Below are 16,590 nucleotides of genomic sequence, written 5' to 3'. Positions count from 1 at the left end.
AAGATAATAGTAATAATTATAATCTCTTGCATTCAGTTAGGTTATACTCAGGAAAATTCAGTTACAAAGTGTAAACAGAACATAGTAACATATTTAGATGATATGGAGAAAGTGTTGACTCCGAAATCTGATCAGGTATACCATTTGAGATATACAACAAAGACAGAGTTCTTTGAAAAATATAATATCCCAAAGACTACTACAAAAACAGATATGTTATTAAGTGAAAATAAGATAGTAATGGATGACGAACATATGAAGCTTTATGGAGATGACAAAAATATGTTCGTAGTGTTACCTAAAGTTAGTAAGATTTATTGGAACAATTCTGATCCAAGATTATTTTCTGATAGCAATTCCTACAAGAAATTCCTTGATATCGAAAGATCATTATTAAAATCTTCTGAAAATATTAGTTGTTCATCTTTACAAAAAGGTAAAGATCGAATTGTAATTATACCAGGTAAAGAATTTGTTAAAGCTACCGGATTAATAAAACAAACATTGGTGTATGATCATTTACAGAAGAGAGTAACTAGTGTAGAAAATAGATTTAACGCTAAAAGTAAAGTTAAAAAGCAATTAGTAAACTATGATGTTCTCAACTATAATAGTTCCAAGAAAATAAAAGAGCCGCTTACCTATATTTTTAAAGGAACAGATTTAATGTCAACATACGAAGGTTTTGAAATAATTGATAATAGACAAAAATAATAGACAAAAACAATCAAAGTGTTCTCGCAAGAATATGAATTGATGAATTGTTTAGATAATAAAAATCAAAAATATATAGATGAAAATTAATTTGTTATACATTAAGGTTACTCTGTTTCTGTGTTTATTTTGTAATGTATTGTTTTCTCAGGATAAAGGAACATATATAGATAATACCATGATAAATGTTCCTAATGAAGGAGGAGCGGTATCGTCAGAAAGTTTGAATTTTGTGACTCCTTGTGGTAATTTTTATGTGCTAAATGGTAAAGCTTGGATAAAAGTAGACTTAGGTGAAAACTACGAATTTGGAAACGATAATTACGGGATACCATTCGATATAACTATGGATTTGGATATTCGAATATTAACAGATGATCCAAGTTCAGATCCTTCAATATCGTTCAATGTTCAACTGAATAATAATAAATCAGAAAGTATTATTTATCTGGATCTTAATCAATACATAGATAAAAATAATAATAGTACCGGTTTTTCTTATTTAAGTAATAAGGTAATTGGTGTAGAAGGCACTATTCGTAATTTAACAAATACGGCACCAGCAATAAATACTGCTACTAATCTTAGGGTCGGATTAAATTATGAGATTAATTATGGTGTTGATGTTACTGGTAATTCTGTCAGTAACTTAAGATATAACCTAATCCCTGATTCTAAAGTTATAGTTTTTGAATGGGATGATAGCTGTCAAGCTCCCGGGTACGAATTTCAGATTATCAGACTATTTAATATTGATCCAGAAACTGCTAATAATGAACGAGTTATTACAACTACAATTGATTGGAAAAAAGCCTTATCACTTTATGTTGAAGTAGCAAATCCATCAATAGACTTGACAATGGGAGAAGGGCAAGGCTATTATGCTTGGAGAGTACGACCTGTAGGAACATTTTATGAAAATGGAATAGGAAATGATCGAAATTGGGGGGAATGGAATGTGCCAGATTTTGGGGATTGTACAGAATGTATTATTCATTCGTCCACCGGAAGCAACCAAGTCTTCTTTTTTACTGATCCAGATGACGACAAGAACTTTCAATATAGTAGAGTATTTACTGAAAATAATAAAGTCAGTGAGCAGGTTACTTATGCTACTTCATTAAATCAGGTAATACAAACACAGCGCTATATACCTTCTAAAAATTATAAAGTAATAACGCAAGCGATATTGGACTTTTCTGGAAGACCAACTCTAAATACATTGCCTGTGCCCATTTCAGGAGAAAGAATCAACCAATATAAGGAAGGTTTTGCTACGGCTAGTGGAGGAGGAATATATAACGCTGAGCATTTTGATCGTAATGATAATTATCTTGACCCAAGGATGATAGATGCAACAGGTGCATTTGAATACTATTCTAGTGCGAATGCAGATAAAAGAATTCCTGATGCAGAAGGATACCCATTTACAAGAGTGATTTTTAGTAATGACGGGACTGATAGAGTTGTAGAACAGTCAGGCGTGGGTAAAACTCACATGATAGGTAATAAGGCAGGTTCTTATACCAGAACAACAAGAACACTGTATTCTACTCCAACTGAGGATGAATTAGTAAAGCTTTTTGGTGATGAAGCACCAAATCACCAAGATGTTGCCAAAATTATTACGATAGATCCAAATAATACAAGATCGGTATCATATATCACCAAGGAAGGTAACACTATAGCAACCGGATTAACTTTTAGTGAAGATTCTGATGTATTGGATAGTGTAAAAGATTCAAATCCAGATAACACGGTGTCTGGTGTAATGGATAGAATTACTAATAATGTCAAAACCACAGATGGTTTTATGTCATCTAAACGTATTACTGTTCTTCAAGATAATACAGAGATCAATGTGAGCTATTCAATCACACGGCAAATTCTTGATGGATTATGTAATAATTTGACTTTTGATCTTGATTATAGCCTAAAAATAGAAATATTTGATATCGAAACGGGAGAAGTAATTCAAAGTTTTGAAGAACCAACCTTAAAAGATTTAACAGATAATACAGATGATGGTATTGATAATGTATCAGTTGATTTTGGTGATGTGATATTGAATACAGGTACATACTACGTGCAAAAGACCTTGATTCCTAGTGATAACATAAAACTTGAGGTGATTAATGCTGAAGAAACCCTAAATAAATTAATAAAACCATTTTTTGATTGGATCATTAATTTTTCTAATAGGATTGATTGTGAAGAAGAAATGGGATATTTATACAATGATATTTTTCATTTTGGACAATTAGTTTTTAATAAGCAAATAACTTCTAAAGTAAATTTTGACTGTGACAATTGTTCTAATGAATCCATAAATTTTTTAAATAAAAACCCTAATGATCAAGAAGCAGATGATGAGTTTATGGATTATTATGTTGGTAGAGAGAGTCAATATAATATTACCATCTTTTATTTCGATGATAATGGTGAATTACAACCTATTGACTATAGCACTACAAGCTCATTAGGGGGGATTAAGCCGGTGAAAGTTAACTTTAGTACCCCATGTTGTGACTTTAGTGTTCCTATAATTTTTACACCTCCGTTTAAAACACCTACTCCAGAAGCATTATTAGCATATAAGGAAGGATATCGAGAAGACGATCCCCAGGTTTCTTTACCTACTCAAGTAATGGAATCAATATCATATTATAATATAAATACAGATTCTTTGACGACGAAAAACCCAGATAATTGGATACATCCTAATGCTGATTTTTTGTTTGATAACTCTGAGAATTTTACATATAATCAAAATGATGATAAGACAGTAGAGTTAGTAAATACAGAGGCATACCCGATAGACTTTGAAGGATATGCAATCTCCATGCTTTACGAGTGTAAGAGCTCTGGAGATGCAGACTATTCAAGAGAAGAAGCAGCACAAGAAATTTACGGCTATATGCGTGGATGGCATAGGCCTGGATTATTAAATCAAATGGTTTATCATATGGTAACTGATGATAATGGGAGCCAAGTATGTCCTCGAGATGGGGGGAGTACGACACAAAATAGAAATACTAACAGCTTATATGAAGTTTGTGATTTTCCTAAAGAAAAAGTGTTTCTTCCAGGAGCTTCTTATTCTGCTCAGGAATTAGCTGAGTGTTGGGAACCAATAGTTGTTGAGATAGTGAATCGATTGTGTGTAAGTGCATATGAATTAAATGAAGATGGTAATGGTAATGTAGCTGATAGTTATGATGAGAGAGGGGGAGAAGGAAGTACTAATGAACACTTAGGTGATAATATAAATAATTTTATTATTCGATGGATATCAAAGCCTAAGTTAATCAGAAAAATGAAAAGTAAAAATGTAAACGGAAGTGGATCAGCATTAGATCAGGCAACCGCTGAAATTGATAATATAGTGAATACGTTTCTAAATTGTACAGGATACTCATTCGGCGACATTATAAATAAAAAACAAGATGAAAATGGTATTATAGAAAAACCAGAAGCCAATTTTGAGGACTTCCTTGGGGATTTTTCAGTAAGAACACATTCCAAAACTAATGAAGAATATACCCTTTATGATAGAAATAGGTTGATTCATCCAGATATTGCAGATCCAAATGGTAATATGGATTGGGGATATTTTTCTTTAGATAAACCTTTAGATAAATCTAATGAAGGTTACCTTCCACCTATGGGAGGTGAAGAATTTATCCCGGAAAATCAATTGGAAGGTAGATTAGCGGAATTCTTCCCATTTATTAAAGACCCTGTATTCGCTTTTAAGTATTATGAATATGAGGATGGGGCTTTTCCAATTTTAGAAGGGGAGACGTGTTATCGAGATCCAAATATGTGTATAGATGTGAATACTGGAGAAGAGTTTGCTTGCTGCGGTGAAGATGCGGAAGGAAATCCTATTCCTTGTAACTTTTGTGAAGTAGGATACATAACATGTGAAGAAACTAAAGATGAATGGGATTGTGAACAACGATTTACATTTTATAGATTGCTAAAGAGTTATAGAGAAGAGGTGATACCTGGGCTCGTGCCAATTAATTGCGAAAATTATTATGAAGCTACAAGTTATGTAGTCAACCCTGATTATGATAAAGATCCAGAAAACTCAATTTTAGAATTTAATGACCCTACAATTCCTAAAGGTTCGATATCTAGTTTAGAGTACTTATCAGTCAATCTATTTGTGGATTATGATGCTGTAGGAGGTTATATTACTAATAGTTTGGCTAGCATGACGCCGTATACTGGTTTTAAAGATTTGACCGGAGTTGCTCGGGATGGAGTAAGTATAGTAGAGGATCAAGCACGAGAGATGATTGAAAACTGTGAAGATTCTTGTGAACAAAGAGCAGATGAATTTAGAGATGAACTTATTCGTATGTTTGAAGATCGGTGTTATGTAATCGGAGATTGTAAGATTGATCCAAATGATAATATAGTTCCCGAAGCAGATATTAATGTGTTGGTAGAACAAATGATTTTACAATGCAAAAATCAGTGTGAAATTGATACATTTTCTTGTGTAGATGAAAGTTGTAGATTATTGGGTGCTCCAACACGAGTAGATAGAACAGATCCAACATCTGTTGAAAAGTTTACCTTGGATATAAGTTTTACTGATTTTGGAGTTTCTGGTCCTGTAGTGTACCCTTTCTCAGAAAGACAGAATGAAACTGGAGAATCTAGCCAAAAGCTTAAGTATTTTGATCCAATATCTGGAATTACAACGGAAACAGATGTTGCCGTATCCATAGAGTCTTTGGGAACCAGTGGATTAAAAAAATACTCGTTTAATGATTCTGGATACCCATTTGTTACAATTTGGGATATTAGGCAATCTCTTACTTATGCTCAATTCACAAGATGGAATCAGGCAATGGAATGGAATGTTAAATTGGACTTACCTAGTAAATGTGATATCACAGGAAATTATAATCCAGACCTCACTTATGATAGTCAAAACCTTCCTAATGAACCAGTATATGTGAATAATGGAAATGGCTGGATAGAGCAATTATTTGAAATGTGTGCAGATCAGAGTGAATATATTAATCGTACAAATGAAAATGGTCTTAGCGATACTTTCGTTGAAAGAGATTCATACGTTTCAAAAACCCGATCAGTTTATTCTTCTAGCGGTGAAGATAGTGGATTATTAATTGATGATAATCATTATCAAAATGAAGATGGTTTACTTAAGAAAATCATCTCAGTAAGGAATGAAGGGCCTAATAATATTGAAGAGATTAGATTATTTATTGATTTTGAGTTGGCTAGTGAGGTTAAAGAATTAAGATGGACAGTAAATGGAATTGAAACTGCTCTTGACCCCTTAAGATCAGTGACTTCAACTAGTGGGCTTATAGTTGAGTATGAGTATTTAATTCGTGATTTTTCACAAACAGAAAATTATAATAAAATTTTTGAAATTGGCGAAACGCTTAAACTAATAAAAGTCGTTTCTGAGGAGCTGGAAGAAGAGGAAGAAATAAGGTATTCTTATGAGATAAGTCCAGTGATTTCACCTAAAGTAGGTATTAATAAAAGTATAGCCCCTAACAATTAAAAAAAGAAATAATGAAAAATAAAATCATATTTATCACTCTCCTTCTTATAGGGGTATTTGTTCGAAAAGTTAATGCACAACAAGAAGCTGTTTCTATTTTGGAATTTGAAATATACGATCAAATCGAAGATTCTTGCAAGATTTTCCTAAGAATCAATACCGATCAAGCTAAATTTATTGAATTCAAATTTTACGAAGAAGGTCATATAATTTTTAATCAAGAAGCAATTTTGAATAAAAAAAAAGATGGTAATTTCTATCTCTTATTTATGGGAAATGAAAAGGAAGTTTTTTTAGATGATATAATAATTGAGACAAAGATTCCTCATATTAAAGCCTCTCCAAAATCTAAATTTATTGAAGTAAAACTTTTTGATAAGGATTTTACTTTAATTACCGAGAGTCGTAAACAAATTTGATAAATCATCAATCTGAATAGTATCAAGATGAAAAATATATATATTGCATTTCTTTTATTATATACAACACTAAATTATGCTCAATCTCATAATAATTTGTTGGTTGAAACTTCTGCCAATGATGCACTTGTAGTTTGTGGGGATGCTGTAACGTTTACCATTAAGGTAACGAATAGGAGTAATACAGGCAACGTAACTGGGTTATCTTATCGTTCTGAGTTGCCTATTGGAATTGAGTTAGTTAGTTCACAATTTACGAATAAGGGGACAGATACTGAAATCGTATTTGATATTCCTGATATTTCTGAGAATAGTAGCAGTGTATTTACCTATACAGCTAAAGGAAATTGTACATTGCTTTCTGCTTTTCATCACAATTTAGAGAATGGGAATACATTTACGGTAACCAATAAAAACACCTTGGATTACAGCATAGATAATGGTGTGTCTCAAAATTTTTCAGGAGATTCTGAGTCTTATAATATAAATTTTCCGGAGTTACTTGTGAAGGTTAAGGATGAGGATGTCAACCTTCAGGTAAGTGTTTTAGAAAAAGATGCAGATGGTACAGTCTTGAATCGAGAAATCGAGGTGACAAATAGTGGGTTAGGAGCCTTACGTGAATACCGATTTTATGTTGATTTTGATTCTGCCATAGATTTTAATGAGCTTCGACTGTCTGGAGGGTCAGCCTTAACGGCAACTGGCCCAGCAATTACCTCTCCGCTAGGTAATGGGCTTCTTAGATTAGAATATATTATCACGGATTTTTCTGTTATTGGTGATGGTGATGATAAGTTTGAGCAGGATGAGAAATTTATATTTATTGATACTGTTTCCCTTCATGTAGGAGATTGTTATGCTTCGATGGCTACCAACTATACCGCTGTATATGGCTGTGATCCTAATCCAGTAGACAATAATTCAGTTTTTTGTGAGAAAGAAGATGACAAAGATGCCACCTCAGTTAATTATTTGAGTTTTTTAGAAGGAGCACCTAAGTTTGGGCTGGTGAGTTATGAGGTGGTAAAAGCAGGAGACGTATGTGGAGATACTATTCGATTTAAATTAAAATATACAAATCAAGGTACAAACAGTTCATTAGGATTGTCAGATACTGCATATGATTTATATTTTAAAAGCTCTTCTCAGATTTTTCGTGAAGCAGGAAATAACAAGCTTTCTATTGGTGGTAGAGAAATACCGGTAGGTACAATAGGGTCAATTTGTAAATTTTCTGACAATGTAAATGCAGTTTTTAGTACAGATCCTGATGGTCTAGGTGTCGGCTTAGATGATATAGATAAAGATGGAGTTTATGATGACTTGCCTGCAGGAGCAACTCTGGTTATTGATGTAGAGTTAAATATGGAATGGAACTCCACTTTTTTTGACGATATATACATAAGTGATATGGTAGATGTTTCATTATACGCCTATACAAACAGTTGTACAGGTAATGTTATATCTCCCGGTAAAGGAGGGTTAGATCTAATATCAGAAGAAAGAGTTCAAGCATCAGATGAATTACCTCAAGATTTGACTACAGGAGATTCTTCTGTATTGAAATTTAATGTATTTTATAACTATTTGCTATCAAGCAAACATCAACTAGACCTTTTTGGTCATCAAAATAGTGGAGCAGTTTCAGTGCCTGAAAATTATCTATCAAGGTTTATTTTGCCAGAAGGTTACAAAATAGATAGAGTAACCTGGCATGACGAAAATTTTGACGGATCTGATATAAGTGTTCAAGAGCTGAATTGGTCGCAGATAGGAAATAATGAATACGAGGTACTAGGTGGTAATTATCGAGGACGTTATGAAGTTGAAGTTACTGTAGATTGTGTTGAAACGCTTGTGGATCAAAATGGTGTAGTAAATTGGGAAATGTATAGAGACATGTGTAATGATTTTAGTAGTTTAGAATTATTGAAAATAGCTGCAACAAATTCTTCTATACTCACTAATTATCTTAGTTGTTCTGGCGTCGGTGAGACCTGTGATTTAATAACAAGTGAATTTGAAGTACAGAGAAATACTTTTGGTTATATTCACCCAAATAGCTTTAAGATCTTTAATGAAAATGAATTAAAAACTCAGTCATTAGTAACGGCTGAAACTCCAGGGATAAAATTGGATGCTGCCTATCCTACTGATAAAATATTAATCAGTGCATTAGGCGTATTATCCACTGAAGAAGATGAAATTTATAACGAAATTTCTTTTACTTTTTCTTTTGATCTTCCAGAGGGGACTACTCCAGAACTATTAGTTCATAAAGACAATGGTATTTTAACTGTAGGTAATAGTACATTTCCCCTTACTTCTCCACAGATCAGTATAGAAGAAACGGAAGAAATAACCAATAAAGTTAAATATACGTATAATGTATCGGTAGGAAACGTTTCTGGCCAAGCAATAAATCTTGAGGTAAGTGACCTCCAATTACAATTTGGTAAACTATCTGATATAGGATTAGCTAGAGGGGTATATGAGTTAACTTCATTTAAAGCTTTCTTTTCAGGGAAAAATATAGATGGAAAATCAGGTTGTGGTAATGCAAAGGGAGCTAATTTTGATTTATATATACCTCAGTTTAGACAAGATGTAGACCCAGCTGTGTTTTTAGAGTGTTATGGTGAAGTAAAATTAGCGACGGTATATCTATACTCTGCAACAGGCAATGATGATTTTAACAAGGAATACAGACCCATTACAAACTTTTCAGAAATAGGGTTTGTTTTGCCAGAAGGGTATCAACTTAAAGAAGAAACATCTTCCTTGTATAGCTATTCAAGTTTTTATGAAATTTTTCCTTACAAATATTCGATGGATGAAGAAGTAATTGGTGATACAGTAAATCTTTTAAAGTCTTCCATGCCCGCCCCTAGTGCAGACTCGGGATTTAGAAGTTTTGAAATTTACAGTTCAGTAGAACCAATTTGCGAAGATGATATTTGGCAAGACCGTCAAGAAATTACAAGTATTATGTCATACGTGGATATATTAGAAAATCCTGAAGACATTATTAACTTTTTTGATTTTACAAATGAAAACCCAGTTAGAACAGTTTACAATAATTATAATGGCGCTAAATTCAGTACTGCACCAAATGTGGTACAAGAGGGTTTTGAGCGATTTACCGATTGGCCAGTCCAGATGTGTAATACAAGTACTTCTAGTTCCAATAATAGGATAAATAATCCATGGATGGCATTTGAGCTCAAGCCTTTAGACAAGAGCACGATTCTAGTAGGAGCAAACGATCAAAATGGTAATCTCATTTCTCAGGACAATATTATTTTTTATGGGCCTATCAATCCACGATCAGGTACTCCTCAGAATATGTTAGTAAAGGTTAGTAGTAGTATCAGCAAAGGAGGATGTGTTACAATATCTCCTATTGCTGAATACCGTGTGTGTGAAAATGATGTGGAACAAGATATTGATTTAATATCTAGTTGGGCATGTGATACGTTTCCATTTGCAGATTCAAATATTGACGTAACTTCTATTAATTCTGTGTTGGACGCAGGTATATTACAATGTCAATTTAGAGTAGAGCAAGAAGTAGTAACCTTACGATATAAAACCGGAGATCTAGACTGGGAAGTAAATCGTCTCCAGGATGAAGTAGAGCTCTGTGAAACAACAGACTTTGAAATAAAGGTAGTTAGTTCTAAATACGCAAATGTATATGACACTAACGTAAGTATCGATTTACCAGAAGGTGTAACCGTTTCTGATATCAACCAGTTAACATATACATATAATGGATCAACCAACACTGTCGTACCAACTACTTTTGTACAGCAGAACATCTCAGCTACAGAAGATGTTATAATTGATGCTTCAGGGTTAGTAACGTCTTTATTGGTGGCATCTGGAGATCTGGATAATGCTTCAGAGAGTACGATTCCTGGTATTAGATTACCTGGTAAAAATGAGATTACCTTTAAAGTGAGCTTAATTTCAGACTGTGATTATAATCCAGGACAAGCAGTTAATTTTAATTTAAAGGGAACTACAAACTGTTCCGAGAATATCAGTTTGGCATATGGTCGTTTTATCCCTATTAAAGGGTTGGTATTACCTGATATAGCAATAGATATCTTAGCAGATGATTTTTTGGTGTGTGATGACTTTAATGAGGTAAGTATTAAAGTGAAAAATAATAATGAAGCCCCAATTGCTCAGCAGCAATTAGTGTTGACTTTGCCACTAGGAGTTTCATATGAAAACACGGTAGTAGGGTTTCCTGAACCATCTTCTACAACGGCCACAACGGTGAGTTGGGATTTGCTAGACTTGGAATTAAGTAGCGATCAGATATTTAAAGTAAACACGAGACTTTCCTTAAGAAATAATGTGAGCTTTAAATATAGTGCTGAGACAATCCAAAATGGACAGGCTACTTGTATTTCAGATAATCAATTATGTGACCTTAAGATTACAACGGCGCAGGATTTTGTAGAGGTTTTGAATACTCCTTTTCCTGAGATAACAATTAATCCTATAAGTAGTATCCCCATTTGTGAGGGGGAAGATGTTGTTGTGGAAGTACTTCTTACTGGAAATGTTAACGGAGGGGCCTATACATATAACTGGAATGTTAACCCTATTTCAAGCAGTGGAAATAAGTTTACATTTAATCCTTTAAATAGTGGTCGTTTAGAGGTTACGGTGCAATCAGTAAGTAATACCTCTGCAAACTGTAGCGGTGTAGCAGGAATAGATATAGATGTTTATCCGGGAGCAGTACTTAAAATGGAGCTAGTTGAAGGAGTTAGTTGTGCGGATCAAGCAGATGGACAAGTTACTTTGACAATTGTTGGTGAGCAGGAGACAGGGTTTGTAGACCAAGCTCCTTTTGAGTTAATTGATGCCACTTATCCCGATTTGGTTACTATAGGCCAACAATTAAATGATGGCCAGTCTCTAACAATTGCGAATCTTCCTGAAGGTGATTTTAGTGTTACTTTTAAAGATAACTATGGCTGTACATTTGAGAAATCTATAACTGTGCCAAAGGTAGGTAGTCCTATTGGTGATTTTTGTACCACCCTCTTAAGTTGTGGGGCAACAAGTGGAGGCATTGAGTTGTATTTTAGCACATTAGATGTGCATGCTGCCATCACTGGTACTAATTATACAGGACGCATATTCAATGCTTCATCTGGTTCTAACGAGGATATTCTTACTTTTACAGGAACGTTTACAGATACACAAACCCATGAGTTAACTGACGTTGCTACAACCTCGGTGTATGTATTAGAAATTGTTTCAGAAAATGGATGTACGTACTCTAAAGCCTTTAGACCTCAAGCTTTACAAGTATTTCCTAGAATTACTAATGCCACAGGTCCGGAATTCTATGAATTGTGTTTCTCTAATCAAACGCGTGATATTGCCTTAGATATTTCAAATAATATTAATCAATGCAGTGATTTTCAAATAGCCCCTTATACAGTGTTATTTGGTTTGGTGGATGATAATCAGGAGTTTACAGGTGATCCGCAGGTTTTTAATAATGTAGCGAGTAGATTAGATCTTAACGGAGTTGGTGTGGGCAGTTATAAAGTAAGTGTTATTCCTAGTTCAATTGATAATTATAATCAAGATATTACGTCATGTGGTGCTGAATTGTTTTTTGAGATAACTTCACAATCTAAGTTTACAGCAGAGATTGAGACTGTAGATCCAAAATGTTTTGGAGCAGTAAATGGAGCCGCTCATGTGATCATTAGTGGAGGATCTGGTGCAATAACTTATGAGTGGCAAAATGTATCGACAGGAGAAATTGTATCTATAGGCTATAATGCTACCGGCTTGCCTGCTGGCGACTATCAGCTAGTTGTTGCAGATGAAAGTGGATGCGGAAGTGTAGATCCATTAACCTTTACTTTACAAAATCCAAAAGCCCTAGAAATACCAATAATAGAAGATATTCAAACGAGCTGTGATGCTATTGCAGGTTCAGGACTTGTAGGTGGTATTGTTTCTGGATATAGTTCAGGAACAGCTCCTTATGTTTTTTCTTGGTATAAAATTGTAGATCAACAAATTATTGTAGCAGATAGTGATCCCATTACAGAGCAAGTACCCGTCTTGGTATTTGAAGAAGAAGTAGCTTTAGGAGAGACTTCTAGTTATACAGGTATTAAACCAGCTAATTATAAAGTCGTTATTACTGACTCAAATGGATGTACGACAGAAACAATTGTTACCGCAGTAACTCAACCTCCAGTAGCACGTAATTATAATTTATGCCTAAGTTGGGAATCACCTATCATTAGAGAAACGGAACCGCCACTAAACGATGAAGGTAGAAAGATACCACCATTAGGCCCTTCGGATTTTAGAGAAGCTATTGCTGCCAATGTAGAGCGTTGTGTAAATGATAGTAAGGCGCAATTGGAAGCGAATGTGGATGCGGCAATTAATGATGTTGATTCATTAGAAGATGAAGTACTATTAAAATACAATCAGGGTGTAAGTGATGTCTATCATTTTACGTTATATTACTATGATAGAGCTGGTAATTTAGTACGTACAGTATCACCAGAAGGTGTACAAACGGTGAGTGGTCGCGTTGCGACAGAACATGCTTATGTAACTGGCTATGATTATAATAGCATTTCACAGTTGACTAACCAGAAGACTCCAGATGGAGGAAGCTCTCAATTTATGTATAATGACATAGGACAATTATTGTATTCTCAAAATGAGCGTCAGTTACGTGAACAGGTATTTTCTTATGTGATATATGATGAACTTGGTCGAGTACGTGAAGGAGGAGAAGCGGCTTTAAAAGGAAAAACATTACCAAATGATTTTCTAATCAATGATCAAGCAAATCCACAAATTTCATTGGATATATCTGAAACAGACAAACTGGAATTTATTCAAACGACCTATAATGATTGTATCGATGAAATTACCTATTTGGGACAAAAACAACGTTTTCTTAGAAATAATGTGAGTTTTATCAATAATAAGGATAAGAATGGAAAGAAAACTAAAACTTATTACAGTTATGATCCACATGGTAATGTAGAATGGTGTATTCAGGAATTACCTGGAATTGGTAGAACTACAGTTGCTTACACTTATGATCTAATATCAGGTAATGTTAATGAGGTACATTTCAATAAAGGAAAAGTAGGTGAATATCGTCACCGTTATACCTATGACGAAGATAATAGGATTGTATCTGTAAAAACTTCTAAAGATGGTTATATATGGGATGAAGATGCACAATACGATTATTACCTACATGGCCCATTAATGCGTACAGAGATAGGAGAAGATAAGATACAAGGATTAGATTTTACATATACTATTCACGGTTGGTTGAAAGGAATCAATACGCCAAACTTAGAACAGAATGCATTTAATCCTGACGGTAGTAATACCCGTGGAGATATAGCAACTAAACATGCTAAAGATGAGTTTGGTATGGCTTTAGGGTATTATCAAGGTGACTTTACAAGAAATGGAGTTATCAACTCAGGTTTAACTACCTCGAATCCATTCAACCTGCAAAATCAGGTAAATGGTGTACAGCAAAATTTATATAACGGTAACATCAGTACCTGGACCTCCCAGGTAGCGGAAGAAGCGAAAGAGAAAAATAGGGACAGTTACATTACAGCTAATGCCTACCGCTATGATCAATTAAATAGAATCAAATCATCTACTACTCAGTTATATAGTGATACTAATCAAAGTTTTGGATCAATAGGTGGCAATGCAGATGCCTTTTCAACGAGCTACAGTTATGATAAAAATGGTAACTTACAAACCTTGAAGCGCCACAAAGAAGATGGACAACTTATGGATGACTTGGAGTATCATTACAATGTTACTAATCCGAATTTTTCTAATCAGTTGAATTATGTAAATGATAATGTTGGGCAGATAAGCGCAGAAATTAATGATTTACCAAACCAGGCAGGCGATAACTATGAGTATGATGAAACAGGACAGTTGATCCGTGATAATAGTGAAGGATTGACCTATGTCTGGACTGCGGCAGGAAAAGTATCAGAGATTATTCCTGATAACACAAATGACCCAGATACTCAGAAAGTTTATATGTCCTTTACCTATGATGGTATGGGGATACGTGCTGTGAAGCAAGTAAACCGCATGCCATATAATGCTGCCGGAGAGGGGCCGCAAATTCATAATCCTGCGGCTGTAGAAACTACATATTACTCTACTGATGCCTCTGGTAATGTTATGGGTATCTATAAGCGTGAAGATGTAAAAGCGAATCCTAATGTTGCGGATGATCATACGTATACCGCCACTTTTAGTATTACAGAAAGACCTATTTATGGTAGTGACCGCGTAGGGCAAGATGTATATGAAGAAGTCATATATACCAGAACCTATGGTTTTGAGACCTTGGCCCACTATGAAGAAATAGCAGTAGAATTTATGGATGTTATGACCAATGCATTGGGTAATGTGCTATTGGTACAAAATAATGATCAGGAATTAACGGATGCTAATGGTAATGCTATAACAATAGCAGCCACTACGGTGTCTAAAGCCAAAGCAGATAAAGCCTTTAATGCACTTATCTATGAGGCGCAGCAGGGTAACATTGATGCTGTCCTACCAATTAATACAGATAATAACATTATCCTAGTTGAAGATAGTGAGGGTGAGACGATCAGTTATGGTATGGTTGCTAATAATTATTTTAGTACCGATCCAGATCGATCTGTATTGTTATTGTATAATGCACAAGGACAATTAGTACCTGGATTAGAACTGATAAATGACGATGCTAATACACCAATTGATCCGCAAGCAAAAACAGTAGTGGTACGTCATCCATCAAATCCAACAGAATACTTATTATTCTATAGAGATACAGATGCTGGATTGCACTGTGCTAACTTGCGTAACTCAGGTGGATTAACGATTACGAAGCATCAGGATTTTGCCTATAGCAATTATGGACGTCATATGGCGGTAATACAGAATGAGCAACAAAAAATTGCTTATCTTTATGCTACCATGCATAGTGCTGCCGTGATTGATGATGAAGGCACGGTGACTAGCCCTGCGGGGATCAACCTAGTGCGTTTTACTATAGACGAAGGTGGGGTTGCTACTTTTGATAGTGTATTGTTGCCTGAGTATTTTGAAAGTTTTGATGCAGACGGTAACGGAGAGCTACAGATTGCTGTAGATGGTAGTGCTATTAGTATTTATCACAATACTTCGTTGCCTGCGCAATGGACGGGTAATGCAGATGCAGAAATCCGCACATGGCAGTTAAATGAAGAAACAAGATTACCGGTAATAGAAAGTGTTACGACGGTAGCCGTGGCCAACGGTAATATTGGTAAAGGTTCTTTAATAAACACAGGAGACGAGATTTACTATACGCAGTATACACAGGAGGTGTCGACCAGTACAGATAATAAAGTAGTAAAACGTGCGTCTGATGGACAGGTAGTTACTACCAATGGCTTGGGAGACTTGAGGATGAATAAGGATAACAAGCTATACCAGTTTGCCAGTACTACCGATAGTGGACAGGAATGGAACCTAGAAACGCAGACGGTTACTGCCTTAAACAACCTGCCCGCATCTACGTCAGGGAGTACAGGATATCAGCCGTATCAGCCATATACCATCTTAAAGCAAGCAGAAGAAGCCACAGAAGGTATTGTGTATAGAAATGTGGGAAACAAGTATTATGAGCTGAAAGATCATTTAGGAAATGTACGTGTGGTTGTTGGCGATCGTAAGAATTTAGACCCTGCTACAGGCGAGTTAACTGCTAGTGTAGAAAGTTACAATAATTACTATCCGTTTGGGATGCTACAACCTAACAGACATAAAGATTCTAAATCCTATAGGTATGGCTTCCAA

At 34.9% G+C, this 16,590-nt stretch carries 4 protein-coding genes; all 4 read left to right on the top strand.

The features are described from left to right. Positions 1-102 precede the first annotated feature (102 nt). Positions 103-714 carry a hypothetical protein gene (locus Q4566_RS16240; protein WP_303423483.1) on the top strand — a complete coding sequence of 204 codons (612 nt, stop codon included), beginning with the start codon at positions 103-105 and terminating at the stop codon, positions 712-714. Between the two features lie 79 nt (positions 715-793). After that, positions 794-6,271 (top strand): hypothetical protein, encoded by a 5,478-nt coding sequence (locus tag Q4566_RS16235; protein ID WP_303423481.1) that lies wholly within the window; start codon positions 794-796, stop codon positions 6,269-6,271. Between the two features lie 11 nt (positions 6,272-6,282). Continuing rightward, entirely contained in the window at positions 6,283-6,690 is a 408-nt protein-coding gene (locus Q4566_RS16230; RefSeq protein ID WP_303423479.1) for a hypothetical protein, read from the top strand. A 27-nt stretch (positions 6,691-6,717) separates the two neighbouring features. After that, a partial coding sequence (locus tag Q4566_RS16225; RefSeq protein ID WP_303423477.1) for a hypothetical protein occupies positions 6,718-16,590 on the top strand: 9,873 nt, incomplete at its 3' end.

The sequence above is a fragment of the Tamlana sp. 2_MG-2023 genome (genome assembly GCF_030548465.1).
In the GTDB taxonomy this organism is placed as follows: domain Bacteria; phylum Bacteroidota; class Bacteroidia; order Flavobacteriales; family Flavobacteriaceae; genus Pseudotamlana.
The sequence above is the reverse complement of the archived record's forward strand: the minus strand, read 5'-3'. Positions and strand labels throughout refer to the sequence as shown.

Coding starts and splice junctions, on each gene's coding strand:
- Q4566_RS16235 (WP_303423481.1), top strand. CDS start 794: ATGAAAATTAATTTGTTATACATTAAGGTTACTCTGTTTCTGTGTTTA.
- Q4566_RS16230 (WP_303423479.1), top strand. CDS start 6,283: ATGAAAAATAAAATCATATTTATCACTCTCCTTCTTATAGGGGTATTT.
- Q4566_RS16240 (WP_303423483.1), top strand. CDS start 103: ATGGAGAAAGTGTTGACTCCGAAATCTGATCAGGTATACCATTTGAGA.